The following is a 26,160-nucleotide window of genomic DNA, read 5'->3' as shown; positions in this document are numbered from 1 at the left end:
TAAACCTGTTTATAACACCACTATCGAAATCATAAGGGAGAACGCTCGTGAACATTAGAAAGCTGAATACTCATGAAGAAACGCCCCCTATGGACCTGCTCCTTCTTGCGGATCCATCGATAAGGCTTGTCAAAGAATACGTAAACCGCGGTCACTGCTATGTCGCTGAAGAAAGCTCACAACCCATCGGGGTCTATGTCCTGCTACCCACCAGACCCGATACCATCGAGCTGGTGAACGTTGCCGTAAGCGAGAATCTGCACGGCCGGGGCTATGGCAAACAGCTCGTGAATCATGCCGTTGATCAGGCCCGGGAGCTCGGATATGCCACGATTGAAGTAGGAACAGGGAGTACCGGGGTGGCACAGCTGGCGCTGTACCAGAAATGCGGATTTCGAATGACAGGCATCGACCGGGACTTTTTTGTCCGTCATTATGATGAAGAAATCTACGAGAACGGCATGCGGCTCCGGGACATGGTGCGGATGTCCTTAGATTTGTAAGGTGATTCGGGTTGTGCTATGCACCGTTCCTCCATTCGGTGAATGGGCTATCGCATATTGATTTTTGGAGGAGAACCTATTGAGCATGAGTCACAATCCGAGACATCTCGCTTGGCACGAAACACTGGAGATTCATGAATTAACTGCCTTTCAGGCGAATCACTTGATGGCGTTCAAGATGTCAGTGCATGATATCAAAGACCCGGAGCTCCATGGACTGTATATGGAAGCGATTCAAGGGGTTGAACAGAACCTGAAGGAGCTTCTGCCTTATTATTCGGAAGCGCCCACGGGAACCCGCAGTCTCTCCGGTGCCGATCTGACGGCGTATTACGCAGGTCATCTGCTGGGGTTTGCCAAAACCTCGGTCCGAAGCTACGCCATTGCCATTACCGAGGCAGCAACTCCAAGCGTAAGAGAAACACTTCAGAAGCAGTTGAACAAAGCCATTGAACTGCACGGAAAAATCTTCTACTTCATGTATGCGCGCGGCCTGTATCCGTCTTACAATTTGAAGCAGCTGCTAGAGAATGACGTGAAAAATGCGAACAAAGCGCTGAGCTTGTAACTCAGCAAAAAAAGCCCCTGGCTAAACAGGTACGGATTTTACGAGATGTTTCCTCGCAAACCCGTCCGCCGTATAGCTCTGGGGCTTCTTCTTTTCAATAGATAATCCCTTAGGCAAGGAATTACTTATTCAGCGTCTCGCTCCAATCATGGACCATGTGGCCCTCGAGATATTTCTCGCAATCCATAGCGGCCATACAGCCTGTTCCTGCAGCCGTGATGGCTTGGCGATAACGCGTATCCTGAACGTCGCCGCAGGCGAATACGCCCGGGATGTTCGTCTCGGTCGTTCCTGGTTTAACCAAGATGTAGCCGGTCGGATCGGTTGTGATCTGATTGCCTAGGAAGCCCGTGTTCGGCGTATGTCCGATGGCCACGAACACGCCTTCTGCTTCGATCAGTTCTTCCTCGCCCGTTTCGTTGTTGCGGACCTTCAGCCCTTTAACTCCGGTATCGCTGGTTACCACCTCAACCGGCGTGCGGTCCAAAGCCCACTGGATCTTCTCGTTCTCGCGCGCGCGATCCTGCATGATCTTAGATGCACGCAGCTCGGTGCGGCGGTTCACCACCGTTACGCTGGAAGCGAAACGCGTCAGGAAGCTGGCCTCCTCCATTGCGGAGTCGCCGCCGCCGATGACAATGATTTTTTTTCCGCGGAAGAAGAACCCGTCGCATGTGGCGCATGTACTTACGCCCCGTCCAACGTTCTCCTGCTCTCCCGGAATTCCGAGATACTTCGCGGAAGCTCCCGTCGAGATAATCACGGACTCGGCCAGAAGCTCGCCCATGCCCTCGACATTCACCTTGAACGGACGCTCGGAGAAATCAACGGACTCGACCCAGGCACTCTTGAACTCTGCACCGAAGCGTTCCGCTTGTTGACGCATATTATCCATCAGCTCGGGACCCATGATGCCCTGCGGGAATCCAGGGAAGTTCTCGACCTCCGTCGTTGTCGTCAGCTGGCCTCCCGGTTGCATTCCTTCGATCACGAGCGGCTTCAAGTTTGCGCGTGCCAAGTAGATGGCTGCCGTCAATCCGGCAGGTCCTGTTCCGATTACGATTGATTTGTACATAGATACGGCCTCCTTTAAGGTGTCGATTTCTGTTGCATGCATTATCCTATTCAGGACTTACGGAATCTTCATGTACCATCATGTACCAAGGTCTCCTAAGTATCCGAATATGGGCTCTTACTTAAATGTTTTCCGTAAATGGCCGGAAATTATCATCCGGCTGTGCTTTCGTTTCACATACGCTATCCATTTGACGTGCGTAACGACTCACCGTTGATGGCGAAATACCGTAACGGACAGCCACCTGTTCATAGGTTAGGGTTCGTCCACGCTTCTTGGCCGTCAGATATTCCAATGCCGCTGCCCAGCCCTCCACATTCCGAATGTTCGGAATATCAGGGTACAGCCGGCTCAGGAACTCGGACCAGAGATTCTCCATCTCTTTTTTCCAAAAAGGGTCTACCCGCATGTCCATGGTCTGCTCTGCCTTCTCCAGCACCGCCTTCCAGGAAGGCAGCCAATCCGGCAGCACCTCGCGGGTCTTGCCCCCGGATAAATCGCGATCGTCGCGACGCTCCTTCAACCGATTGCTTGCGGCCTCCATCTGCTGGAGCACCAGGCGGGCGGCATCCTTCAACTCCGCGTCCTCCCCCGGTTCCTGCAGGAACGATTGCAGCGCATGCTGCACCTCTTCATCGGCGATCAATTCCAGCGTCCGGATCACCTGCAGCTTGGTCTGGGGATCGCCATGCCGGAGCGCCCAGAAGAACGATGAACGAATCAGCGGATTCTGCTTCGCTTCCTCCGTCAGTTTATCGCCGTCATGCTCCCAGCGTTTGAACTGCTCTTCGAACGGAAGGTGATAGTGGTAACTCACTTTCATCTGATCGGTACCGGTTTCTTTACGCTTTTGCAGCTGGGCCAAATAGAAATCCGGAATCACCGAATCTCCGTCCAGCTTCAGCGCCTGCCGCCAATATTTCTCGGCCTTGTCGTAATAACCGCTGTTGCAGGCCGCAACGGCCGTATAATGATACAGGCTTGGATCTCCGTTAAACTCATCCTCTTTCAGCAATCGGCGAAAATGACCGTAGGCAATTTCGTGCTGCCCCAATATGCCCATCGTCGTAGCAAGCTTAAACACATGCTCCAGATGAAAAGGAACCGTTACCGTTAGCATGTCCATCAATCGGTCGCGCTGCTCCTGATTTCCCTCATGCTGAAAGAAGATGGCCAGATTGCATAAACCGTGCAGATTGCCCGGCTCCTGATCCAGCACCTCGCCAATGGTGCGCTTCGCGGTATCGAAACGTCCCATGTAGTAGTAAGCCAGGGCCAAATTGTTGCGCGCAGCCAGAAAATCCGGATTATCCTTGACGATTTCCTCCAACAGCTTGACCGCTTGGGCGAATTTCCCTTCCTCCAGCAGTGCCCGGGCATGCTCATGTTCGACCACGCCTTCGCGGCTCTTGATCCGGTTCAGCTTGGCAGGACGATTCAGCTCGTAATGGAGCAGCTCCATCATTTCCTCGGCCTCATCCAGAAATTGACCGTTAGGATCTTCCTCCAGATAGGTGACAAGCGCTTCTTCCGCCTTCTCAAACTGTTCCATATTGGCATAATTGTTCGCCATATAGAAATAGCATTCCGTCATCAACGGGTCAACCTGCTCCAGAATATGAGCCAGCACATCGTTGGAAGCTTTATAATCTCCCGTCTCTGATAATATACCCGCCATATTGCAATGATTCACTGGATTATCGGGTTCATATTCAACAGCTTTGCGAAAATATTTCAGAGCCTTGTCATATTGGTAACGATCTAGCGAACGAACCGCGCGATCGAAGAAGAAATTAGCATTCATTTCGATAGATATAACATTGTGGGGGTCACTTGACCCATATGGATGACCATTCACGAAAAGCAAGGCACCTCCTTTAACTTGCTCCTCTATCCACAACAGTATAACACAAGTTACGACGTCATTTGCAGAAAAAAGACACCAGTTTACACACCGGCGTCTTTGAATAAAGTGGCGATCGATCCGCCCTCGATGATAATGTGAGTGGCCTGGGCCAGCATAGGCGCAACAGACAGCACCTTTAACCGCATCTTGCAGTGATGGTCCGGGAGCACGATGGAGTCCGTGACCACGATCTCCTCGATATGAGCATGGTCGAGACGGTCAAGTGCTTCACCGGAGAACAGGCCATGGGTCGCGCACACAATGGCATCATTGGCTCCCCGTTCCTTTAAGCTTTCCACCACCTGCACGATGGTGGTTCCCGTGTCAATCAGGTCTTCGATAATAATCGGCGTGCGTCCCGCCACGTCTCCAATAACATGGGTAATGACCGCTTCGTTATGGGCTGGACGCTGCTTGACCATCATGGCAAACGGCGATCCCAGGCGGCTCGAAAGCTTCTCGGCCGTCTTCGCCCGTCCGGCATCGGGAGAAACGATAACCGGATTCTCGATATTCTTGGACTTCAGATACTCCGTAATCAAATCCAGCGCAGTCAGATGATCCACCGGTATATTGAAGAACCCCTGGATGGCAGGTGCATGCAGATCAATGGTTATCACCCGGTTGGCACCGGCTGTGGTTAGCACGTCGGCTACCATTTTGGCCGATATCGGCTCTCGCGGCGCGGCCTTTCGTTCCTGTCTGGCATAACCGTAATACGGAACAATGATGTTGATCGTTCTGGCGGAAGCACGCTTGGCGGCATCAATCATCACGAGCAGCTCTACGAACATTTCGTTGATAGGGTGAGAAAAGGACTGCAGCAGAAAAACGTCGCAATTGCGGATGCTTTCTTCATAGTGGACATAAACCTCGCCGCTTTGAAAGCGGGAAATCTTGATCTTTCCCAATTCAACGCCCAACTGCTGGCTGATGCTGGCGGCAAGCGCCGGATTGGAAGTTCCGGCGAACAATCGTAATGAACGATACATGAGGACCTCCTGACGAGAGTGGTTAGTAGTCGGCGGATGCAACGATGGATTGAAAGCGTTATCGTCAAATCAGGCCGTTCCCGCCTCCGCAACCCGTCGAGGGTAGTCTGGAGGGGAAAACAGCCGTCTGCAATGAACCTGTTTGCAATTAGTGCTTGTCTTTATTATACATCGTTTCCTTCCACATTCCAAAGCACCATCTCCCGCTTCCGGTTACGGAAGGTCGCAAGCTCCCGAACGCCAAGCTCCGACAACAGTGCCCGGGCCTGATCCAGATGATCGCCAAGCTTCATGGGCTGATGAGCATCCGACCCTAAAGTCAACGGAATGCCCTGCTTGATCGCTTCCTCCAGCATTCGCCGGCTTGGAAACATCTCCTCGCAGGCCTTCGATAAACCGGAGGCGTTCAGCTCCATCGCCTTCCCGCTCCGGGCCACGGCCGCAAGCGCTGCTTGCTCCAATGCGATCACGTCCGGCTTCTGTTCGGGGCCCGGCCCATAACCGAACCGCTTGATCACGTCCAGATGGCCCATGATATCGTAGAAGCCGGTTGCGGCAGCCTTCTGCACCGCATCATAATATTGTCGATAGACTTCAAGCGGATCCTTGCCCTCCCAGCCCTGGGTCTGGCGGTAATCCGTGATGTCCCATTCGCCAAGAAAATGAACCGATCCGATGACATAATCCCACGGATAGTCCTTCACGATCCGCTCGATCTGTTCTTCATAGCCCTCGATATAATCGCCTTCGAGTCCGATCCGAATGTCAATCTGCCCTCTGTAGCGCTCTTTCAGCTGCAGGCATTCTTCCACGTAACGCGGCAGCTCGTCCATCGGCATGGCCATCTCCGGATAGTATGCCTCCGGATTCACGTGTATCAAAGGCATATGGTCCGATAAGCCCAGTTGATCCATCCCGAGTTCGATGGCGCGCCGTACATACTCCTCCAGCTGCCCTTCGGCGTGTCCGCACCGGGCATGGTGGGTATGGTAATCAATATGCATCGGTAAGCCTCCTAATCGCGGCGCGGCCGTTCATGCCGGCGGCTCAGCTCATCCATGATCTCATCCAGCGGGAGCTTCCGCTCCTGAAGGAGTACCAGCAGGTGATAGATCAGATCGCTGACTTCAAGCTTCAGCTCGGCGTTGTCTTTATTTTTGGCGGCAATGATCGTTTCGGAAGCTTCTTCGCCCACCTTCTTAAGGATTTTGTCCACGCCTTTATCGAACAGGTAGGTCGTATAGGCCCCTTCCGGCCGTTCCACCTCACGCTGGGCAATGACTTCTTCCAGCTCGGCAAGTACCGCGAAGCGCTCGCCGGATACCGCTGCACCTTGATTAGCAGGTTCGTTCTTCTGCGCTTGAGCGGTAATCTCATTGTGGAAGCAGGTCGTTTGTCCGGTATGACAGGCAGGTCCATTCGGATTCACCTGCAGCAAGAGGGTGTCTCCGTCGCAATCGTATGTCATCGATACCACGGTCTGTACATTCCCGGAAGTCGCCCCCTTATGCCACAGCTCCTCGCGCGAACGGCTCCAGAACCAAGTCTCGCCGCTCTCCAGCGTCAATCGCAGTGATTCCCGATTCATATAAGCCATCATCAGCACCTGCTTGCTCTGTGCATCCTGTACAATCGCCGGCACCAGGCCCGAGGCATCCCAACGGATATGCTCGCTGACCTGCTCCAGGGATAAATCTTTCAACATATCTTCGCTCACCGTATATCCACTCCTTTTTGGCTAAGCTGCAACTTGAGATGAGGGATCGAGATCTCTTTATAGTGAAAAATCGTGGCGGCAAGACCCGCATCCGCCTTGCCCTGAGTGAATACGTCATAGAAGTGATCCTCTTTGCCGGCACCGCCGGACGCGATGACCGGGATCTGCACTGTCGAGGCGACGGCAGATGTCAGCGGCAGATCGAAGCCGTCCTTCGTTCCGTCCGCATCCATGCTGGTCAACAGAATCTCCCCCGCACCCAGGCTTTCCGCCTGCTTCACCCAATCAAGCGCCTTGATGCCGGAAGGCGTACGTCCGCCGTGCGTATACACTTCCCATTCTCCCCACGCTTCGTTGTACTTGGCGTCGATCGCCACGACGATGCATTGGGAGCCGAATTTGCGCGCCCCGGCGGAGATGAGCTCCGGCTGCTTGACCGCTGCCGTATTTATCCCGATTTTATCCGCGCCCGCCCGCAGAATCCGCTTCATGTCCTCTACGGACGAAATGCCTCCGCCCACGGTAAAAGGAATGGCGATTTCCCCTGCCGTTCTCCGAACGACTTCTTCCATCGTTGCCCGGCCTTCAACCGAAGCCGATATATCCAGAAAGACAAGCTCATCTGCGCCTTCCCGGTCGTAGAGCGCCGCCAATTCCACGGGATCGCCCGCATCGCGGAGATTCACAAAGTTTACGCCCTTTACCACCCGACCGTCCTTCACGTCCAGGCAAGGTATGATCCGTTTTGCCAGCATGCCTTTCCCCTCTTCCCCTATATGAACTCTATCGATCTCTGATGATTCGAATAGACACTGGTTCAAATCCTCATTGAATACGCGTAATAGCCTCTTTCAGGTCAATATTGCCTGTATACAGCGCCTTGCCCACGATCGCTCCGCCTACACCGTCGCCGCTGTGCGCGCTGAGCGCCAGCAGATCGTCCAGCTTCGTCACGCCGCCAGAAGCGATGACCGAGCGGCCGCTGGCTTTGGCCAGCGAGACAATCGCCTCTACGTTCGGCCCCTGCATCATTCCATCGCGGGAAATGTCGGTGAAGATGAAGGTTTCCGCCCCTTTGGCTGCTAATTCTTTTGCCAATACTTCGGCTTGAACCTCCGACGTTTCCAGCCAGCCTCTCGTTGCGACGTATCCGTTGCGCGCGTCGATTCCGATGGCTACCTTATCCCCGTACTTGCCCAGCACCGCTTCCGTAAAGACGCGGTCTTCGATCGCCGCCGTGCCGATGATCACCCGGCTGACGCCAAGTGACAGCAGCCGCTCAACATCCGCCAGCGTGCGCAGGCCTCCGCCTACTTGAACCGGAACCTGAACGCTGGATGCAATCTTCCCGATAATGCCGTCGTTCACCGGCTGACCTGCCTTCGCACCGTCCAAATCCACGAGATGAATAAATGTGCCGCCTTGCTCTTCCCACGATTTGGCTACCTCGAGCGGATTGTCATTGTATACCGTTTCTTGATTATAATCGCCTTGGACCAGCCTGACGCATTTGCCGCCGCGAATATCGATTGCCGGATATATGATAAAAGAGGACATCCCCATTCCCACTTTCCAATTGGTCTATTCGTTCGCCTTACGTTAAAGCCAAAAAATTGCGAAGCAGGCTCATCCCAAGCTCTCCGCTCTTCTCGGGATGGAACTGCATGCCGTACACCGAACCGCGGCCCACGATGGCCGTTACTGGCTGACCGTAATCGGTAACCGCCAGCAAATCAGCCTGAACCTCAGGAAGAACATGATACGAGTGGACAAAATACACATGACCTTCCTCAAGTCCCGCAAACAGCGGGTGCTCCCGCTTCTCGAACTGCAATGAATTCCAGCCCATATGCGGCACCTTGTAGTCCCCACCCGCAAACCGTACAACCGATCCGGGCAGTATATCCAGCCCTTCATACTTGCCATGCTCCTCGCTCCGGCTGAACAGGAGCTGCATGCCGAGACAGATCCCCAGCAGCGGTTTTACCGACTCTGCAGCTTCCTTCATGACCGAGTCCAGCGAGGCTTCGCGCAGCTGCTCCATGGCATCTCCGAATGCGCCGACTCCGGGCAGAATGATGCCATCCGCCGCCAGAAGCTCCTCCCGCTCCCCCGTAACGAGCGGCTGATACCCAAGCCGCTCTACCGCTTTGCTCACGCTGTGCAGATTGCCCATGCCGTAATCCACGATTGCAATGGCCATCGTTTAGAGCACTCCCTTCGTGGACGGTACGCCGGTCACCCGCGGATCCACGGTGGTCGCCTCATCCAATGCACGGCCGAGCGCCTTAAACACCGCTTCAATCATATGATGGGTATTGTGTCCGTAATGAACGATGACATGCAGCGTGATCCGGGCTTCCAGCGCCAATTTCCACAGAAATTCATGGACAAGCTCGGTATGAAAAGAGCCTACCTGCTGCGAAGGATACTCCGCCCGGTACTCAAAATGCGGGCGGTTGCTGATATCCACGATAACTTGAGCAAGCGCCTCATCCATCGGCACAAACACGCTGGCATAACGTTTGATGCCTTTTTTATCACCCAGCGCTTCGCGGAACGTCTGCCCTAAGCAGATCCCGATATCCTCCACCGTGTGGTGGTCATCGATCTCGATATCGCCCTTTGCCTTGACGCGAAGATCAAACTGGCCATGCTTTGTGAACAAATCAAGCATATGATTCAGAAACGGCACATCGGTCTCCAATTCCGAAATCCCGGTCCCATCGACATTGAAATCCAGGGCAATGTCGGTCTCATTGGTTTTGCGGCTCACGCCGGCTGATCTAGCTGCTGCATCCAAACTGCTCACGTGGATTGCCTCCTCTATACGGAATATTTATGATGAACAAATGATGCTTGTTCTGGTCTGATTTCTTATCGTTCTTGTTCAAGCCGGATTTCGATCGCCCGGGCATGGCCCTCAAGCCCTTCGCGCCGGGCCAGCTCCATGATCTGCTCGCCGTCGCGCAGCAGAGCTTCTTTACTGTAGTAGATCAAGCTCGATTTCTTAATGAAATCGTCCAGATCCACTGGTGATGCGAACCGTGCCGTCCCATTCGTCGGAATGATATGGTTCGGTCCTGCAAAATAATCGCCTACCGGCTCTGAGCTGTACGGTCCTAGGAATCTAGCTGCTGCATCCAAACTGCTCACGTGGATTGCCTCCTCTATACGGAATATTTATGATGAACAAATGATGCTTGTTCTGGTCTGATTTCTTATCGTTCTTGTTCAAGCCGGATTTCGATCGCCCGGGCATGGCCCTCAAGCCCTTCGCGCCGGGCCAGCTCCATGATCTGCTCGCCGTCGCGCAGCAGAGCTTCTTTACTGTAGTAGATCAAGCTCGATTTCTTAATGAAATCGTCCAGATCCACTGGTGATGCGAACCGTGCCGTCCCATTCGTCGGAATGATATGGTTCGGTCCTGCAAAATAATCGCCTACCGGCTCTGAGCTGTACGGTCCTAGGAATCTAGCTGCTGCATCCAAACTGCTCACGTGGATTGCCTCCTCTATACGGAATATTTATGATGAACAAATGATGCTTGTTCTGGTCTGATTTCTTATCGTTCTTGTTCAAGCCGGATTTCGATCGCCCGGGCATGGCCCTCAAGCCCTTCGCGCCGGGCCAGCTCCATGATCTGCTCGCCGTCGCGCAGCAGAGCTTCTTTACTGTAGTAGATCAAGCTCGATTTCTTAATGAAATCGTCCAGATCCACTGGTGATGCGAACCGTGCCGTCCCATTCGTCGGAATGATATGGTTCGGTCCTGCAAAATAATCGCCTACCGGCTCTGAGCTGTACGGTCCTAGGAATCTAGCTGCTGCATCCAAACTGCTCACGTGGATTGCCTCCTCTATACGGAATATTTATGATGAACAAATGATGCTTGTTCTGGTCTGATTTCTTATCGTTCTTGTTCAAGCCGGATTTCGATCGCCCGGGCATGGCCCTCAAGCCCTTCGCGCCGGGCCAGCTCCATGATCTGCTCGCCGTCGCGCAGCAGAGCTTCTTTACTGTAGTAGATCAAGCTCGATTTCTTAATGAAATCGTCCAGATCCACTGGTGATGCGAACCGTGCCGTCCCATTCGTCGGAATGATATGGTTCGGTCCTGCAAAATAATCGCCTACCGGCTCTGAGCTGTACGGTCCTAGGAAGATCGCGCCTGCGTTCTCGATCTGGCCTACGATCGCCATCGGCTCCTCCGTCACGATCTCCAGATGCTCCGGCGCTAAAGAGTTAATGACTTCAATCCCTTCCTTAAGGGATTCCGTGACAATCACCGCGCCATAGCTGTCCACGGAAGCGCGGGCGATGTCCCGCCGCGGCAGCAGCTCAAGCTGCCGCTCTACTTCGGCGGCAACAGCCTCGCCCAGCTTTCGGGAAGGCGTCACGAGAATGGCCGATGCCATCTCGTCATGCTCAGCTTGGGAAAGCAGATCCGCTGCAATATACGAAGCATCTGCATGTTCATCTGCCAATACCGCAATCTCGCTTGGACCGGCCAGGCTGTCAATATTGACTGCGCCGTACACTTCACGTTTGGCCAGGGCAACGTAAATATTGCCGGGCCCGCAAATCTTATCGACGGGGGAAATGGTCTCCGTGCCGTAGGCCAATGCCGCAATGGCTTGTGCTCCTCCTACGCGGTAGATTTCCGTAACGCCTGCCTCGGCTGCAGCCACCAGAATATAGGGATTGATTCCATCGTTCCCGCCGGTTGCCGGGGGAGTGACCATGACGATTTCGGGTACGCCTGCCACTTGGGCCGGGATCACGTTCATCAGCACGGATGAAGGATAGGCTGCCTTTCCACCGGGCACATAGACACCGACGCGTTTCAACGGACGAATGATTTGTCCCAAGATGCTGCCGTCCGGCTGTAGATCCATCCAGGAATTCCGCTTCTGCTTCACATGAAATGCGCGAATGTTGTTTGCCGCGGCTTGTATCGCCTTCACGAACGAAGGCTCCACATGATCATAAGCTGCCTTGAGCTCCTCATCCGTTACGCGAAGCTGACCTGCTGTCAGACGGACACGGTCCAATTGTTCGGTATGCCGCAGCAAGGCGGCATCTCCTTCGGACCGAATATCCCGCACAATCGCCTTCACGACTTCATTCTGCTCTGGTGTGCCGTAATCATTTTCCCGTTTCAGCTCAAAGTCCCGTGCTGATACTACCTTCACCTTAATCTCCCCCAATCCCGCTGCTTGCATCATGCTGCATGCATGGCGTTTGTTGATGAATGAAGGATGATCCATTCGATCATCCATGCTCATCCAGTTGGTGCCTTATTTCTTAGCGCTAAATATTCGCTCCCTCAGACATAATGACCGTTTGCAGCCGATCGCACAATGCCTGAATTTCATCATTCTTCATCCGATAACTGACGCGATTGGCAATTAGGCGGCTTGTAATTTCAAAGATGCTGGTCATCTCTACAAGTCCGTTCTCTTTAAGCGTTTGGCCTGTTTCCACCATATCCACGATTCGGTCTGCCAAGCCGATGAGCGGTGCAAGCTCGATGGAACCGTTCAGTTTAACCACTTCAACCTGCTGGCCCTGCTCACGGAAATACTGTGAAGCCACGTTCGGATATTTGGTGGCAACACGCTGTCGTATGCCCGGCTTCCAGTCCGGCAAGCCGATGACCGACATCCTGCACCGCGCAATGCCGAGATCAAGCAGCTCATAAACGTCCTTGTTCTCTTCCATCAGCACGTCCTTGCCGACGATACCGATATCCGCCACGCCGTATTCCACATAAGTCGGCACATCCACCGGCTTCGCCAGGATAAATTCCATTCCTGCCTCCGGCAAGGGAATGACCAGCTTGCGCGTCTCATCCACGTCGAGGGGTATCGGAAGTCCGGCTGAACGGAACAGCGCGGATGCTTTTTTATATATGCGCCCTTTGGGCATCGCTACTTTCAACGTTTCCGCCACGTTCGAATCCTCCTGACCTTAAACTTATATGATAATCGTTATAGATCCGCTTCCTATCGAAGGGTAATGACCTCTCGGTATCCTCTATTGAGCAGACTGCCTGACACAACGGGTACCTCGGCATCTCGGGCATTAGCCGAATCCGGTATGATCGAAGTGATGACGGAATGTCCCTGCGCCCGAAGTTCTGAGGCTTTAGCCAGTCCTTCCTTTCGATGGGAAGCCGTGTACCGGATCAGAATGGGCAATTCCTCGACAATCTCCTCTCCTTGCACCCCATCGAGAATGCGATTGGTCTTGAGTGCAAAGCCTGTTGCCGGAACGGCACGGCCAAACTGCCGAAGCAGCTTGTCGTAACGACCGCCGCTTGCGACGGGAGAGCCCAGCTCCGCAGCATAACCCTCGAACGTCATTCCCGTGTAATAGGAGAAGTCTCCGAGCATCGTCAAATCAAACAGAACATGTCTGGAGACGTCGTAAGCCTCGAGCACTTCCCATACCTTGCTCAGATGCTCGATAGAAGCTCTCGCGAGTTCATCGCTGCTAATCTCGAGAGCTTGCCCGGCAATCTCCCTGCCTCCGCGCAGCTTCAGGATTCCCTCCAGCTGATCCTGCTGTACCTCCGTCAGGCTCAGGCTGGCAATGGTGTTGCGGTATCCGACGTAGTCGCGGTTCAGCAAATCCTGCTTCAGGCTCTCCTGATCCTCCGTCCGATCGGGCAGCACCTCTTGAAGTAGGCCATTCAGATAACCCATATGACCCATCGCGATTTTGAATTTCTCCACGCCTGCCGCCTTCAGGGATTCGATGGCCAGCGCAATCACTTCGGCATCGGCTTCCGGCGTATCATCGCCCACAAGCTCGACGCCGGTCTGGAAGAATTCCGCTTCCCGCCCCGCTTCCTCCTCAATGGCGCGAAATACATTGGCATGGTAAGACAAACGCACCGGAAGCGGCTCATCCTTCAGCAGCGAGGACATGACCCGCGCTATGGGAGCGGTCAGATCGGAACGCAGCACCATCGTCGTGCCGCGTTTATTCAATAGTTTAAACAGCTTCTGGTCCGACGTAGAGCTTGCCACGCCTACCGTATCGTAATATTCCATCGTTGGTGTCATAATCTGCCGGTAACCCCAGCGGTCCATGCATGCAAGCACTTCGCGTTCAATCCGACGCAGCTTGGTGACCGCATGAGGAAGATAATCACGAACACCTGCCGGTTTCTCGAAGCCTTTCGGTTTAGACATGACGCTCCACCTCAAATTCAGTAAAAGTCTTTAATATGGTAAAGTGGTACCTTGCTAATAAATTAAAGGATATTGGCTATATTACCATGAATCCTGCCTGATCGTCAATGCATACGCATGCGTTCTGCTATGTATCGTTCTCTGTCGGTACCCGCCTTACGCATCAATAGATCCGTCTAACTTCTGGGTATAATTGTAACACAAGAACGGACCAGCGTGGCTTGCTTGTCTAATTGGCTGAACCCCTGCATGGATCCGGATGGCGCCAATACAAAAAAACCGCCCGGCAGCCCGGACGGCTTTGCTTCATGATGAAGGATAAGAAGTTTTAACATTAGGCCTGATGTTCCTATAGATCGACCGATTTCTTGCTGTCGCCCGTAACGGTGTCTTTTCTCTGCGATGGTGTCGCAGGTGCTTTCGAGGATGGCTTCAATGATCGAGGAACGCTGCCCAGCAGCATCCACGACCCTGGAATCCACCGGAACACCGTCTGCACCACTAACGCACTGACGATCAATGCCGTTACCATCCCGCCGTATATCCAGATCAGATAATCATCGGTTACCGGATTCAGCTTCGGATCGAATTCCCGATACAGGAACAGCCAGAGCGGGTGCACGAGATAGATCGCGAAAGACAGCTCGCCAATCCGCGTCAGCACTTTCACGATGAGTTTCCAGCCGCTGCTATACAGCCAGCTCGCCAGCTGCATCAGCACTATCGCGGAGAACACGGTGTGCAGATTCCACAACAGCTCGTACAACAGGGAATCATATTTGGCGCCATGCAATCTCTGATTGTACCAAATCTGCACATGCGTCAGCGCCATCGCGAGCCAGCCGGCCCATAACACGATCGTGCCTGCTCTTTGACCAGAGGTTTGCTTTTTCCATGATGACGTCAGCCAGCCCTTGAATTTATCGTAATTCATCGCCAGATAAGCGCCCAGCATATAGTAGGCTAAATACGAAATGGCCAAGCTGCCTTTAAACGTGTACTGCAGCTCGTATTTGTTCCAGATGATGAAACCCCATTGCAGCAGGAATCCGATCGGCACCGCCCACCTTACGAGAAACCGTGAGGATTTGAACAGCTTGAGGAAGATCGGAAACAGAATATAGAACTGCAAACTGATAAATACAAAGTATAAGTGCGTATAATTCTGCCCTCGAGCCAAGCGTTCAAAGAATAGCGGCATCTGTGCCCATAGATCAAACGAACTGTTCAGCATCCCGTTCTGATACATCCGCACAAAGAAGTAGATGATCGAGAACAACACGTACGGCAGCAAAATGTACAAGAGCCGCCGTTTATAGAAGTTTTTGATCAAGTCCTTGGTCAGCGGCCGGTCCGCATAGTTATAGAACAGCACAAAGCTGCTTAGGAATATAAAAGAGGGTGTACCGTATTTAAAGAAAATATTCAAGAAATTAATAATATAATAGAATCGCGAATCAATCGCATCCACCGTTGCAAATGAAGTCGCATGAACGTGAAGCACGCCCAGGATGGCCAGCGCACGATAAATATCGAGCTGCGGCAGCCTTTCCTTTTTGTTCAGCGTTGCACCCATGTCAGGCGTCGCCTCCTTGTTTTCGAGTTTGTTGATAGAGTCAATGTATGCGAATGGACGGGCAAAAAAGTCCCTCAAGGCCATCATACCCCGGGGACTATTGTTCGCTTTGTGTCAGGTTATCCTTTACTCATTCTACAACAATTCAGCAAGCTTGAGAACCTGACTTGTCACATTACCTCAAATTGACTCGCTTTCCGTCGATGTCCTCTTCAGCTCTCGCAATGGATTCCCGCCTACAAAAACACCAGGTGCCACATCTTTATGTACGACAGATCCGGCCGCAACGACCGCGCCGTCTCCGATCGTTACCCCAGGCAAAATCGTGGTGTTCGCGCCGATGAGCACGTTCTCCCCGATCCGCACTTCACCCAAACGATATTCCTTTATTAAATACTCGTGCGCCAGAATGGTCGTGTTGTAGCCGATGACCGAATTCTCGCCGATGGTTATTTTCTCCGGAAAAAACACATCCACCATGACCATCAAGCCAAACGCGGTATGCTTCCCCACTCTCATCCCGAGCATATGGCGATAGATCCAATTCTTCATAGGCAGGATAGGACAATACCGGGCGATCTGGATAAAAATGAAGTTCTTGACGCCCTTGAACGGGCTCACGGTGCGGTAGATTTGCCATAACGCGTTGGGGCCTTCTACAGGATAACGGGTAATCTTTCTGGCCATGCTGCCAAAACTCCTATTCCTCTTGAAGTCCTACGATTTCATACAGATCTCTCATATCCTTCAATATAAAGTCCGGCCCGTACTCCATCAGCTTTTGCTCACCCTTGAGGGACCAAGCTACAGCGGCGGCCTTCACGCCCGCCGCCTTGGCAGACTGAATGTCCACCGGACTGTCTCCGATCATCAAAGTGGTGGCCGGATTGGCCCCCAGCTGCTCAATCGCCGTCAGAACGGGCTCCGGATGCGGTTTCGGATGCTCCACGTCGTTTACCGTAACAATCGCCGACATGAAGCGCTCCAGATCGTACTTCTCCAGCGTCATCATGGTGGAAGGACGGATCTTCGTGGTTACGATCCCGAGCGAAAGCCCGTGACGATGAAGACGCTCCACGACTTCGTTCACATGCGGGAATGGTTTGACCATGTCATCATGATGGATCGTGTTGAAAGAGCGATAGGCTTTGATAAGCGGACTGACATCCTCGACGCCCCCTGAGAAAGCCTGCAGCTGCTGTTCCAGCGTGGTTCCCATATGCGGAATGATCTGCTCTCTGGTCAACGGTCCCGGGGCCTGCGCCTCGAAAACATGCATAAACGATGAGATAATCAATTCATTCGTGTCGATAATGGTGCCGTCCAAATCAAACAGTACGGTTTCGATCATGCTGCAACTACTCCTTTTTGTCCTCCGTATCCGGTTTTATTGTCGGAGTGTCTTCTTCTTCCCGTGGTGAGGATTTGACTTCTGTCTCCTCTGCTTGGGTAACAACGTCTTTATCCGCCATTTCCTCCGGTTCTGCGGCCTGTTTATGCTGTTTAGCAGGAGCCGGCGCAGAAGACTTGACGGTTTTGTTCGTTTGAAGATCGGCTTCCGGCGTTGGACCTGCTCCGGTCTTCGTCGACACGATCGGGTCCAAATAACGCACATTGGCGCGGCCCGTCACACGGCGCACAATGATCAGTACGATGCCTCCAATGACAATCAACACGGACAGCAGCTGGGAGATTCGAATGTTGCCATAAGCCGGATCCAGGTGGCCCAGTTCAAAGCCCATCCAAGTCATCGGTGCCCATAACGTATTGTTAATGAAATCGGCAAGTCCTGTGGCGCCTTGGAAAGCCAAGCTGTCCGTCCGCACCGCTTCAATAAAGAACCGGCCGATGGAATACCAGATGAAGTACCCGATGAAGAGTTCGCCTGCCCGCAGAAATTTCTGTCTGCGAATGATAAGCAGTATGACGATACCCAACAGGTTCCACAGCGATTCATATAAGAAGGTAGGGTGATGGAATACGCCCTGTACGTTCATTTGATTCACGATAAAATCAGGCAAATGCAGCTCTCCGCGCAAGAAAGACTCGCTGACAGGACCGCCATAGGCCTCCTGGTTAACGAAGTTACCCCAGCGTCCAATGATCTGGCCGGCCAACAAGGACGGCGCACAGATATCGGCAATTCGCCAGAAGTTGTAGCCTTTTCGGCGAACATAGATCAACGCACAGATAATGGCGCCGATCAAGGCGCCGAATATCGCAATCCCGCCATTCCATATTTTGAACACATCCAGGAAGTTATCCTTATAGTCTTCCCATTTAAAAGCTACATAATAAATACGAGCACCGATAATAGCGGAAGGAACCCCAAGCAAGAGCAAATCCATGAAAAATTCCTGCGGAATGCCAAAACGCTTCCCCTCGCGAATGGCCAGCAGCAGACCCGCCAAGGCACCCAGGCCCAAAATCAAGCCATACCAATGAACACGCAGCGATCCGATGGAGAACGCCACCGGATCGATGAGCAATGTTTGCATCACTTATAACCCTCCCTAGTCCTAGTCCAAATCGTCCATATCTTCAGCAATCGTTGCCGTCAGCTTGTTCGTAAACTGCAGTGCAGCATTCAGTCCCATTTGCTTCAATCTGTAGTTCATAGCTGCCACTTCAATAATAACCGCAAGGTTACGTCCTGGACGAACCGGAATGGTGACCAGAGGGATATCCGTCTCTATAATTCGTGTTGTCTCTTCATCTAATCCCAGACGATCATACTGTTTATCCTGCTGCCAGGCCTCCAATCGAACAACAAGCGTAATCCGTTTATTATTCCGAACGGCGCCAGCACCGAATAACGTCATAACATTAATAATACCGACCCCGCGAATCTCCAGCAGATGGCGAATCAGCTCAGGCGCTGTTCCATGCAGCTGAAAATCCGAGGTCTGGCGGATCTCCACCGCGTCGTCCGCGATTAAGCGGTGTCCGCGTTTGACGAGCTCCAGAGCCGTTTCGCTTTTCCCGATACCGCTCGAGCCCGTGATCAGCATCCCCACGCCATACACATCGCACAATACCCCGTGGATGGTCGTCGTTGGCGCAAGTCTGCGTTCCAGGAAACTCGTGAATCGGCTTGTCAGGATGGTCGTCGCCATGCTGCTGCGCAGCACGGGCAAACCTCTTTCATTGCCGAGCTCCACCAGCTCTTCCGGCACTTCCAGGGAACGCGTAACCACGATGCAAGGCGTTTCTTCCGTACACAGGCTGCGCATGCGTTCTTTCCGCTCTTCCGGCTTCAGCATTCCGAAGAAAGCCAGCTCCGTGCGCCCCATAAGCTGAACCCGTTCCCGCGGATGATATTCAAAATAACCGGCCATTTCCAATCCCGGGCGATTCAGATCGTCCGTTGTAATCTGACGTTTCAAGCCTTCTTCACCTGCGATGACCTCCAGCTGAAACTGCTGGACCAGCTCGGATACCTTCACTTTCTTGGCCATGGTCTTACCCCTCTTCTTCCATTGTATGTTGACATCACAACGCAACCGGCATGCTGCACGGCTCGTTTTGGATGATATATTTCATGATCGGTTACTTTACTAATTAAATAGGACGTCACAAGCCTTGCCGGCGGTCGGTCATGCTTCATGGAATACGCCCCAACAACCCATACGTTCAATGCTTATGTATGCCTTGCTTTGTGCTTATCTTATCGAAAAAAGCCAATGAATGCAATTCTAACCGGCTATCCGATAGCAGGACATTGGACTTATCCAGGAGTGATGCGACGCTGCTACGGCATACTGCGACTAAAAAAAGGATGTTCTATTACTAAAGATAATTCTCTTTTTATATCGACAATTGGTTGTCTGCTTTACACACTTTTACCCTAGGACCACTTCTACCGTCTGCTAGAACTGCCTGAACCCTTCGGATAAGGGCAGAAACTGCCTAGTTTTATGTCTTTTTCTCCTAAAAAAACCGCCCCTTGAGGGGCGGTTTTCAAGAGATCTCGATTGCTGAAGATTAATCTTCGAGCAATACGTTCAATTCAGACTCTTTATCAAAGATATGAACTTTGTTCATGTCGAGTGCCAATTTCACATTGTCGCCTTCGCGAGTAGTCGAACGTCCGTCTACACGGCCGATAACTGTGTCGGTGCCCAAGCCGCTGAGGTACAAGAGCATTTCGTGACCAAGGTTCTCGGTAACGTCCACTTTCGCTGTGAAGATTGTGTTCGGGGAAGCTTCCAGGAATACTGGCTCTTCATGAATATCTTCCGGACGAACACCCATGATTACTTCTTTGCCAATCATGGATTTATTTTTGAGCAATTGTGCTTTACCGCCTGGAACTTGAACGTTCAAGCCCTGGGAAGTGAAGTATACGCCACCGTTTTGCTCGGACAATTTACCGTTGATGAAGTTCATGGTTGGTGAACCAATGAAACCAGCAACGAACAGGTTGTTCGGATTGTTGTACAGCTGCTCTGGGGAATCCGCTTGTTGAATGATGCCATCCTGCATAACAACGATACGGTCACCCATCGTCATAGCTTCTGTTTGGTCATGCGTTACATAGATACAAGTGGTTTCAAGACGCTTCACCAGCTTAGTAATTTCAGCACGCATCTGACCGCGGAGTTTCGCATCCAAGTTGGAAAGCGGCTCATCCATCAAGAAGACTTGTGGATCACGGACAATCGCACGGCCCAAGGCAACACGCTGACGCTGACCACCGGAAAGAGCTTTCGGTTTACGCTCGAGCAAATGCTCGATATCCAGGATTTTTGCTGCTTCACGTACACGCTTATCGATTTCGTCTTTCTTCACTTTACGGAGTTTCAAACCGAATGCCATGTTCTGATATACGTTCATATGCGGATACAAGGCGTAGGATTGGAATACCATCGCGATGTCACGATCTTTAGGTGCTACATCGTTAACAACGCGGTCGCCAATGTAAAGTTTACCCTCGGAAATTTCCTCAAGACCTGCGATCATACGAAGTGTCGTAGACTTACCGCAACCGGAAGGACCTACCAATACCAAGAATTCTTTATCTTTAATATCCAAATTAACGTCAATTACAGTTGCTTTATCCGCACCTGCATACTTTTTATAAATATGCTCTAAGCGTACACCAGCCATGTGCATTTGCCCCCTCATATGAATGTTATGAAATCGAATACAATTAATTTATAATCTTATATTACCCCATAGGCACCTGACTTGCTATACACAATCTGCACAAAAAACCTATTTCCTTTTCGTCACTTTATACAATAGAAGCGTTATTTTCACCAATACCGCGTCACTGAAGCTGCGAACGTCAAGCCCCGTCTCCTGTTTGATCTTATCCAGTCGGTACAGCAGCGTATTTCGGTGAATATACAGGTGTTTGGCCGTCTCGCTCACATTGCAGTCCAATTCAAAAAAAGACTCCAGCGTCGACAAGGTCTCACTGTCCTCGAATAAGTCGGTATGTCCGGCAGCGTACTCCCGCAGGAATTGATTCCGTTGATACTCAGGAATGCTGTAGACCAGACGCTCCAGATGAAGACCGGTCGACAGATGAATATGCTCCTTGACCTGAAAAGTACGCCCGATGGTCATGGTCTCTCGCAGCATGCCAACCGTCTGCGGCAAAGCATGAAGCGCATTGACTGCCGGGATCGCCGAAATATGAAAATCGCCCACCCATTCCGTTGAAATGAGCTCGTACAGCCCCATACAGAATAAGGACAGCAAATCCTGATCGGCTTCCGAGGATGCTTCCTCTTTATCATCCGTCGTTATGCCGCCCAACAGCTCTTGATTGGCAAGGATAATCCATTCCTTATCCAGCAGCGGCACAAGAACGATATCCCCGTCAAAATAACTGCGCAACAACCGCAGCAGCGCTTTATAACTTGGCGTGGGAGCATGCTCGCTCTCATGAATGAGGAGAAAGGGGACCATTTCCTCCGTCAAGCTTGTCCGAATCAGCATCTCATCCGGTAGTTCAGCAAGCAGCTCGCCGGCTTGAAGGCGCTCTTTCAACCAACCGCCCAACTGCTGGGCGCGCCGTTCTTCTTCAACCTTGGCTGCATTCTTTGACATCGCGCCTGAAGGCGCTTCCTGAAGGCTCGCCAATAAAAGAGCGACAAGCCCAATCTCCGACTCCGTCAAAGCATTGGAATCCGCCACGAGGACTCGGCTCAGATCCTGTTGATTAACGGGAAACCAAATCTCACCAAGCTCCTTATGCACATAAGCACCATCAACCATTCGTGTTGTGTTTGAGCTTACGCTTTCTCCATGGCGATTTGAACTTGCAGCGCTTTCTTCTCGACCTAACCGGTCACCGTATCGCGAAGTGATCGCCATCGATTCCGTGAGCCATAGCGATTCCTGCTCATTCAATGTTTTTAAGCCGAGTGAGGTACCCAAGGTCTGCTCCAGTTTCTGAACGATATGCTCCATCTCCACCATTGATGACTCCACCACTTTATCGTTTTTTCTTATTTTAGCATATCATCCTGCACAAACGACAATTCCTTCTCTTTAAGTCCGTGTGCCTTGGGAAATAGTTCAGTAAAAACAACACAAAAAGAGCCGTCAACAACGTTGACGACCCTTTCGGATGAGCCATGAAGGACTCGAACCTTCGACACCCTGATTAAAAGTCAGGTGCTCTACCAACTGAGCTAATGGCTCTTATTACTGGTGGAGGATGATGGATTCGAACCACCGAACTCGGACGAGAACAGATTTACAGTCTGCTGCGTTTGGCCACTTCGCTAATCCTCCAAAATATAAAGGTGGCTCGGGACGGAATCGAACCGCCGACACGAGGATTTTCAGTCCTCTGCTCTACCGACTGAGCTACCGAGCCAAACATGAATAACATTAAAATAAAGTGCGGAGTGTAACACTTCCCACTTTAATCTGTGGAAAACCGACCATTTTTATTCCTTAAGAGTAATAATGGCGGAACTGACGGGATACTCTCTCTTCGTTCGAGACTGCGAAGTCTGTGCTAACGAGGATATGCTCCGACGAACCCGGTTATGGACTCTCATCCCTGAAGCTTGTAAATAATGGCGGAACTGACGGGATTCGAACCCGCGATCTCCTGCGTGACAGGCAGGCATGTTAGGCCTCTACACCACAGTTCCGCATTATTAAAGATGGTGCCGGCGAGAGGACTTGAACCCCCAACCTACTGATTACAAGTCAGTTGCTCTACCAATTGAGCTACACCGGCATGGTAAGGTAATAAAAATATACATGGTGGAGGCTGAGGGGATCGAACCCCCGACCCTCTGCTTGTAAGGCAGATGCTCTCCCAGCTGAGCTAAGCCTCCAGGTATGTATGGTAGCGGCGGAGGGGATCGAACCCCCGACCTCACGGGTATGAACCGTACGCTCTAGCCAGCTGAGCTACACCGCCATATAAACCTTATTGCATCCAAGTTATTCAAATGGCGGAGAGAGAGGGATTCGAACCCTCGCACCGCTTACGCAGTCTAACCCCTTAGCAGAGGGTCCCCTTATAGCCACTTGGGTATCTCTCCATCATAACTTGTATGCAGTTACAGAGATTGATTCCCTGAAAACTAGATACGAAACGAATTTGCAGCACATTGAAATATATTTGGATAAGCCCTCGACCGATTAGTATTGGTCAGCTCCATGCATTGCTGCACTTCCACCTCCAACCTATCTACCTCGTCGTCTTCAAGGGGTCTTACATACTGGGAAATCTCATCTTGAGGGGGGCTTCACGCTTAGATGCTTTCAGCGCTTATCCCGTCCGTACGTAGCTACCCAGCCATGCTCCTGGCGGAACAACTGGTGCACCAGCGGTACGTCCATCCCGGTCCTCTCGTACTAAGGACAGCTCCTCTCAAATTTCCTACGCCCACGACAGATAGGGACCGAACTGTCTCACGACGTTCTGAACCCAGCTCGCGTACCGCTTTAATGGGCGAACAGCCCAACCCTTGGGACCTACTTCAGCCCCAGGATGCGATGAGCCGACATCGAGGTGCCAAACCTCCCCGTCGATGTGGACTCTTGGGGGAGATAAGCCTGTTATCCCCAGGGTAGCTTTTATCCGTTGAGCGATGGCCCTTCCATGCGGTACCACCGGATCACTAAGCCCGACTTTCGTCCCTGCTCGACTTGTAGGTCTCGCAGTCAAGCTCCCTTATGCCTTTGCACTCTTCGAATGATTTCCAACCATTCTGAGGGAACCTTGGGGCGCCTCCGTTACTCTTTAGGAGGCGACCGCCCCAGTCAAACTGCCCGCCTGACACTGTCCCCGTACCGGATCACGGTACTAGGTTAGAACCTAGATACGATCAGGGTGGTATCCCAACGTCGCCTCCACACAAGCTGGCGCTCATGCTTCTTAGGCTCCCACCTATCCTGTACAGATCGTACCCAAATCCAATATCAAGCTGCAGTAAAGCTCCATGGGGTCTTTCCGTCTTGTCGCGGGTAACCTGCATCTTCACAGGTATTAAAATTTCACCGGATCTCTCGTTGAGACAGCGCCCAAGTCGTTACGCCATTCGTGCGGGTCAGAATTTACCTGACAAGGAATTTCGCTACCTTAGGACCGTTATAGTTACGGCCGCCGTTTACTGGGGCTTCGGTTCACAGCTTCGGATTGCTCCTAACCGCTCCCCTTAACCTTCCAGCACCGGGCAGGCGTCAGCCCGTATACTTCGCCTTACGGCTTCGCACAGACCTGTGTTTTTGCTAAACAGTCGCTTGGGCCTTTTCACTGCGGCCCCCTCGGGCTATTCACCCTACCGAGGCACCCCTTCTCCCGAAGTTACGGGGTCATTTTGCCGAGTTCCTTAACGAGAGTTCTTCCGCGCGCCTTAGAATTCTCTTCTCGCCTACCTGTGTCGGTTTGCGGTACGGGCACCTTCACCTGACTAGAGGCTTTTCTTGGCAGTGTGAGATCATGACCTTCGCTACTGTAATTTTCACTCCCCATCACAGCCCAGCCTTACGATGTGCGGATTTGCCTACACATCAGCCTCACTGCTTGGACGGACATCCATCAGTCCGCGTCACTACCCTCCTGCGTCACCCCATCGTTCATAACGGTTTACGGTGGTACAGGAATTTCAACCTGTTGTCCTTCGATTACGCCTTTCGGCCTCACCTTAGGTCCCGACTTACCCTGAGCGGACGAGCCTTCCTCAGGAAACCTTGGGCTTTCGGCGGATCAGATTCTCACTGATCTTTTCGTTACTCATACCGGCATTCTCACTTGTATGCTGTCCAGCGCTCCTTACGGTACACCTTCAACCTGCATACAACGCTCCCCTACCCCTGATGCATAAGCATCAAGCCATAGCTTCGGTGGTGTGTTTAGCCCCGTTACATTTTCGGCGCAGAGTCACTCGACCAGTGAGCTATTACGCACTCTTTAAATGGTGGCTGCTTCTAAGCCAACATCCTGGTTGTCTGTGCAACTCCACATCCTTTCCCACTTAACACACACTTGGGGACCTTAGCTGATGGTCTGGGCTGTTTCCCTTTTGACAATGGATCTTAGCACTCACTGTCTGACTCCCGGATATAAGTCTATGGCATTCGGAGTTTGACTGAGCTTGGTAACCCTTGCGGGCCCCGCACCCAATCAGTGCTCTACCTCCACGACTCTTCATTCCGAGGCTAGCCCTAAAGCTATTTCGGGGAGAACCAGCTATCTCCGAGTTCGATTGGAATTTCTCCGCTACCCCCACCTCATCCCCGCATTTTTCAACATACGTGGGTTCGGGCCTCCAGTGCGTGTTACCGCACCTTCACCCTGGACAGGGGTAGATCACACGGTTTCGGGTCTACGCCCACATACTAAATCGCCCTATTCAGACTCGCTTTCGCTGCGGCTACGGCTTCTCGCCTTAACCTTGCATGGGAACGTAACTCGCCGGTTCATTCTACAAAAGGCACGCCATCACCCATAGATCGGGCTCTGACTTCTTGTAAGCACACGGTTTCAGGTTCTATTTCACTCCCCTTCCGGGGTGCTTTTCACCTTTCCCTCACGGTACTGCTTCACTATCGGTCGCTAGGGAGTATTTAGCCTTAGCAGATGGTCCTGCTGGATTCATACGGGGTTTCACGTGCCCCGCACTACTCGGGATCCGTCTCGGAGGGAATATACTTTCGGCTACAGGGCTTTTACCTCTTATAGCGGGCCTTTCCAGACCTCTTCGCCTAATATGTTCCTTTGTAACTCCATGTGAGACGTCCCACAACCCCAGAGAGCAAGCTCTCTGGTTTAGGCTGTTCCGCGTTCGCTCGCCGCTACTGACGGAATCACTCTTGTTTTCTCTTCCTCCAGGTACTTAGATGTTTCAGTTCCCTGGGTATGCCTCCTCGCATCCTATGTATTCAGATACGGGTAACTGACTATTACATCAGCTGGGTTTCCCCATTCGGACATCCCCGGATCGAAGCTTGCTTACAGCTCCCCGAGGCAGTATCGTTGTTCGCCACGTCCTTCTTCGGCTCCTAGCGCCTAGGCATCCTCCGTGTGCTCTTAGTAGCTTAACCAATTGCTCCGGATATTGTGCTCATCGCTCTGTTATCCGTTTGTTTCCTGATCTACTAAACGAGTTAATAGGTGGAAACAAACTTCCAAAGGATCGATGA

21 protein-coding genes, 8 tRNA genes, 1 rRNA gene and 3 pseudogenes are annotated in these 26,160 nt (G+C 52.1%); 2 read left to right on the top strand and 31 right to left on the bottom strand.

What is annotated here, in order from left to right; all coding sequences use genetic code 11:
• Positions 1-47: 47 nt before the first annotated feature.
• On the top strand, positions 48-503 hold the full coding sequence (locus MHI43_RS00895) for a GNAT family N-acetyltransferase (RefSeq protein ID WP_012818408.1): 456 nt from the start codon (positions 48-50) through the stop codon (positions 501-503).
• Positions 504-588: 85 nt separating this feature from the next.
• Positions 589-1,071 carry a spore coat protein gene (locus tag MHI43_RS00890; protein ID WP_012818407.1) on the top strand — a complete coding sequence of 161 codons (483 nt, stop codon included), beginning with the start codon at positions 589-591 and terminating at the stop codon, positions 1,069-1,071.
• A 121-nt stretch (positions 1,072-1,192) separates the two neighbouring features.
• Here MHI43_RS00890 and trxB read toward each other — a convergent pair whose 3' ends face one another.
• The 31 genes and pseudogenes from trxB to MHI43_RS00735 all read right to left on the bottom strand — a co-directional run bounded on the left by trxB (position 1,193) and on the right by MHI43_RS00735 (position 26,061).
• Positions 1,193-2,146 carry a thioredoxin-disulfide reductase gene (gene trxB / locus MHI43_RS00885; protein ID WP_012818406.1) on the bottom strand — a complete coding sequence of 318 codons (954 nt, stop codon included), beginning with the start codon at positions 2,144-2,146 and terminating at the stop codon, positions 1,193-1,195.
• Between the two features lie 121 nt (positions 2,147-2,267).
• Positions 2,268-3,950: a tetratricopeptide repeat protein gene (locus tag MHI43_RS00880; RefSeq protein ID WP_235201777.1), complete on the bottom strand. Its 1,683-nt coding sequence runs from the start codon at positions 3,948-3,950 to the stop codon at positions 2,268-2,270.
• 143 nt (positions 3,951-4,093) lie between these two features.
• Positions 4,094-5,044: a ribose-phosphate pyrophosphokinase gene (locus MHI43_RS00875; RefSeq protein WP_012818404.1), complete on the bottom strand. Its 951-nt coding sequence runs from the start codon at positions 5,042-5,044 to the stop codon at positions 4,094-4,096.
• Between the two features lie 164 nt (positions 5,045-5,208).
• Entirely contained in the window at positions 5,209-6,048 is an 840-nt protein-coding gene (gene hisJ, locus MHI43_RS00870; protein ID WP_036662821.1) for a histidinol-phosphatase HisJ, read from the bottom strand.
• An 11-nt stretch (positions 6,049-6,059) separates the two neighbouring features.
• Complete coding sequence (gene hisIE / locus MHI43_RS00865) at positions 6,060-6,761, bottom strand: bifunctional phosphoribosyl-AMP cyclohydrolase/phosphoribosyl-ATP diphosphatase HisIE (protein ID WP_036662822.1); 702 nt, start codon at positions 6,759-6,761, stop codon at positions 6,060-6,062.
• Positions 6,758-7,516: an imidazole glycerol phosphate synthase subunit HisF gene (hisF, locus tag MHI43_RS00860; protein ID WP_036662824.1), complete on the bottom strand. Its 759-nt coding sequence runs from the start codon at positions 7,514-7,516 to the stop codon at positions 6,758-6,760. Before hisF ends, hisIE begins: the two co-directional genes overlap by 4 nt.
• Positions 7,517-7,586: 70 nt before the next feature.
• Positions 7,587-8,318 (bottom strand): 1-(5-phosphoribosyl)-5-[(5-phosphoribosylamino)methylideneamino]imidazole-4-carboxamide isomerase, encoded by a 732-nt coding sequence (gene hisA / locus MHI43_RS00855; protein WP_187293006.1) that lies wholly within the window; start codon positions 8,316-8,318, stop codon positions 7,587-7,589.
• 37 nt (positions 8,319-8,355) lie between these two features.
• A complete protein-coding gene (hisH, locus tag MHI43_RS00850; protein ID WP_036662825.1) occupies positions 8,356-8,964 on the bottom strand; it encodes an imidazole glycerol phosphate synthase subunit HisH in 609 nt (202 codons plus the stop codon).
• A 3-nt stretch (positions 8,965-8,967) separates the two neighbouring features.
• Complete coding sequence (hisB, locus tag MHI43_RS00845; protein WP_009595657.1) at positions 8,968-9,573, bottom strand: imidazoleglycerol-phosphate dehydratase HisB; 606 nt, start codon at positions 9,571-9,573, stop codon at positions 8,968-8,970.
• Positions 9,574-9,638: 65 nt separating this feature from the next.
• Positions 9,639-9,890, bottom strand: a pseudogene (locus tag MHI43_RS00840) (histidinol dehydrogenase); the annotation flags it as partial.
• A 92-nt stretch (positions 9,891-9,982) separates the two neighbouring features.
• Positions 9,983-10,234 (bottom strand): annotated as a pseudogene (locus MHI43_RS00835) (histidinol dehydrogenase); the annotation flags it as partial.
• Between the two features lie 92 nt (positions 10,235-10,326).
• A pseudogene (locus tag MHI43_RS00830) lies at positions 10,327-10,578 on the bottom strand (histidinol dehydrogenase); the annotation flags it as partial.
• A 92-nt stretch (positions 10,579-10,670) separates the two neighbouring features.
• Positions 10,671-11,954: a histidinol dehydrogenase gene (gene hisD / locus MHI43_RS00825; protein WP_341283281.1), complete on the bottom strand. Its 1,284-nt coding sequence runs from the start codon at positions 11,952-11,954 to the stop codon at positions 10,671-10,673.
• A gap of 118 nt (positions 11,955-12,072) precedes the next feature.
• A complete protein-coding gene (hisG, locus tag MHI43_RS00820) occupies positions 12,073-12,714 on the bottom strand; it encodes an ATP phosphoribosyltransferase (protein WP_012818397.1) in 642 nt (213 codons plus the stop codon).
• 53 nt (positions 12,715-12,767) lie between these two features.
• Positions 12,768-13,961, bottom strand: a complete 1,194-nt coding sequence (locus MHI43_RS00815; RefSeq protein ID WP_036663934.1) for an ATP phosphoribosyltransferase regulatory subunit — start codon at positions 13,959-13,961, stop codon at positions 12,768-12,770.
• Between the two features lie 349 nt (positions 13,962-14,310).
• Complete coding sequence (locus MHI43_RS00810; RefSeq protein WP_012818395.1) at positions 14,311-15,537, bottom strand: acyltransferase; 1,227 nt, start codon at positions 15,535-15,537, stop codon at positions 14,311-14,313.
• 180 nt (positions 15,538-15,717) lie between these two features.
• Entirely contained in the window at positions 15,718-16,224 is a 507-nt protein-coding gene (locus tag MHI43_RS00805) for an acyltransferase (protein WP_036663931.1), read from the bottom strand.
• A 13-nt stretch (positions 16,225-16,237) separates the two neighbouring features.
• Positions 16,238-16,888: a pyrophosphatase PpaX gene (gene ppaX / locus MHI43_RS00800; RefSeq protein ID WP_036663929.1), complete on the bottom strand. Its 651-nt coding sequence runs from the start codon at positions 16,886-16,888 to the stop codon at positions 16,238-16,240.
• A gap of 7 nt (positions 16,889-16,895) precedes the next feature.
• Positions 16,896-18,035 (bottom strand): prolipoprotein diacylglyceryl transferase, encoded by a 1,140-nt coding sequence (lgt, locus tag MHI43_RS00795; RefSeq protein ID WP_036663926.1) that lies wholly within the window; start codon positions 18,033-18,035, stop codon positions 16,896-16,898.
• 21 nt (positions 18,036-18,056) lie between these two features.
• Positions 18,057-18,995 carry an HPr(Ser) kinase/phosphatase gene (hprK, locus tag MHI43_RS00790; protein ID WP_009595669.1) on the bottom strand — a complete coding sequence of 313 codons (939 nt, stop codon included), beginning with the start codon at positions 18,993-18,995 and terminating at the stop codon, positions 18,057-18,059.
• Positions 18,996-19,521: 526 nt separating this feature from the next.
• Positions 19,522-20,646 (bottom strand): sn-glycerol-3-phosphate ABC transporter ATP-binding protein UgpC, encoded by a 1,125-nt coding sequence (ugpC, locus tag MHI43_RS00785; protein WP_012818391.1) that lies wholly within the window; start codon positions 20,644-20,646, stop codon positions 19,522-19,524.
• Positions 20,647-20,754: 108 nt separating this feature from the next.
• Positions 20,755-21,981, bottom strand: a complete 1,227-nt coding sequence (locus tag MHI43_RS00780; protein ID WP_341283213.1) for a helix-turn-helix domain-containing protein — start codon at positions 21,979-21,981, stop codon at positions 20,755-20,757.
• A gap of 140 nt (positions 21,982-22,121) precedes the next feature.
• Positions 22,122-22,194 (bottom strand) — tRNA-Lys (locus tag MHI43_RS00775).
• A 7-nt stretch (positions 22,195-22,201) separates the two neighbouring features.
• Positions 22,202-22,287, bottom strand: a tRNA-Tyr gene (locus tag MHI43_RS00770).
• A gap of 12 nt (positions 22,288-22,299) precedes the next feature.
• Positions 22,300-22,372, bottom strand: a tRNA-Phe gene (locus tag MHI43_RS00765).
• A 206-nt stretch (positions 22,373-22,578) separates the two neighbouring features.
• Positions 22,579-22,655, bottom strand: a tRNA-Asp gene (locus MHI43_RS00760).
• A gap of 13 nt (positions 22,656-22,668) precedes the next feature.
• A tRNA-Thr gene (locus MHI43_RS00755) sits at positions 22,669-22,744 on the bottom strand.
• Positions 22,745-22,768: 24 nt separating this feature from the next.
• Positions 22,769-22,844: transfer RNA gene (locus MHI43_RS00750), tRNA-Val, on the bottom strand.
• Positions 22,845-22,853: 9 nt separating this feature from the next.
• Positions 22,854-22,930 (bottom strand) — tRNA-Met (locus tag MHI43_RS00745).
• Between the two features lie 32 nt (positions 22,931-22,962).
• Positions 22,963-23,054 (bottom strand) — tRNA-Ser (locus tag MHI43_RS00740).
• Positions 23,055-23,134: 80 nt separating this feature from the next.
• Positions 23,135-26,061: ribosomal RNA gene (locus MHI43_RS00735) — 23S ribosomal RNA — on the bottom strand.
• Between the last annotated feature and the right edge of the window lie 99 nt (positions 26,062-26,160).

This window comes from Paenibacillus sp. FSL H8-0457, assembly GCF_038051935.1.
GTDB lineage: Bacteria > Bacillota > Bacilli > Paenibacillales > Paenibacillaceae > Paenibacillus_AQ > Paenibacillus_AQ lautus_A.
The sequence above is the reverse complement of the archived record's forward strand: the minus strand, read 5'-3'. Positions and strand labels throughout refer to the sequence as shown.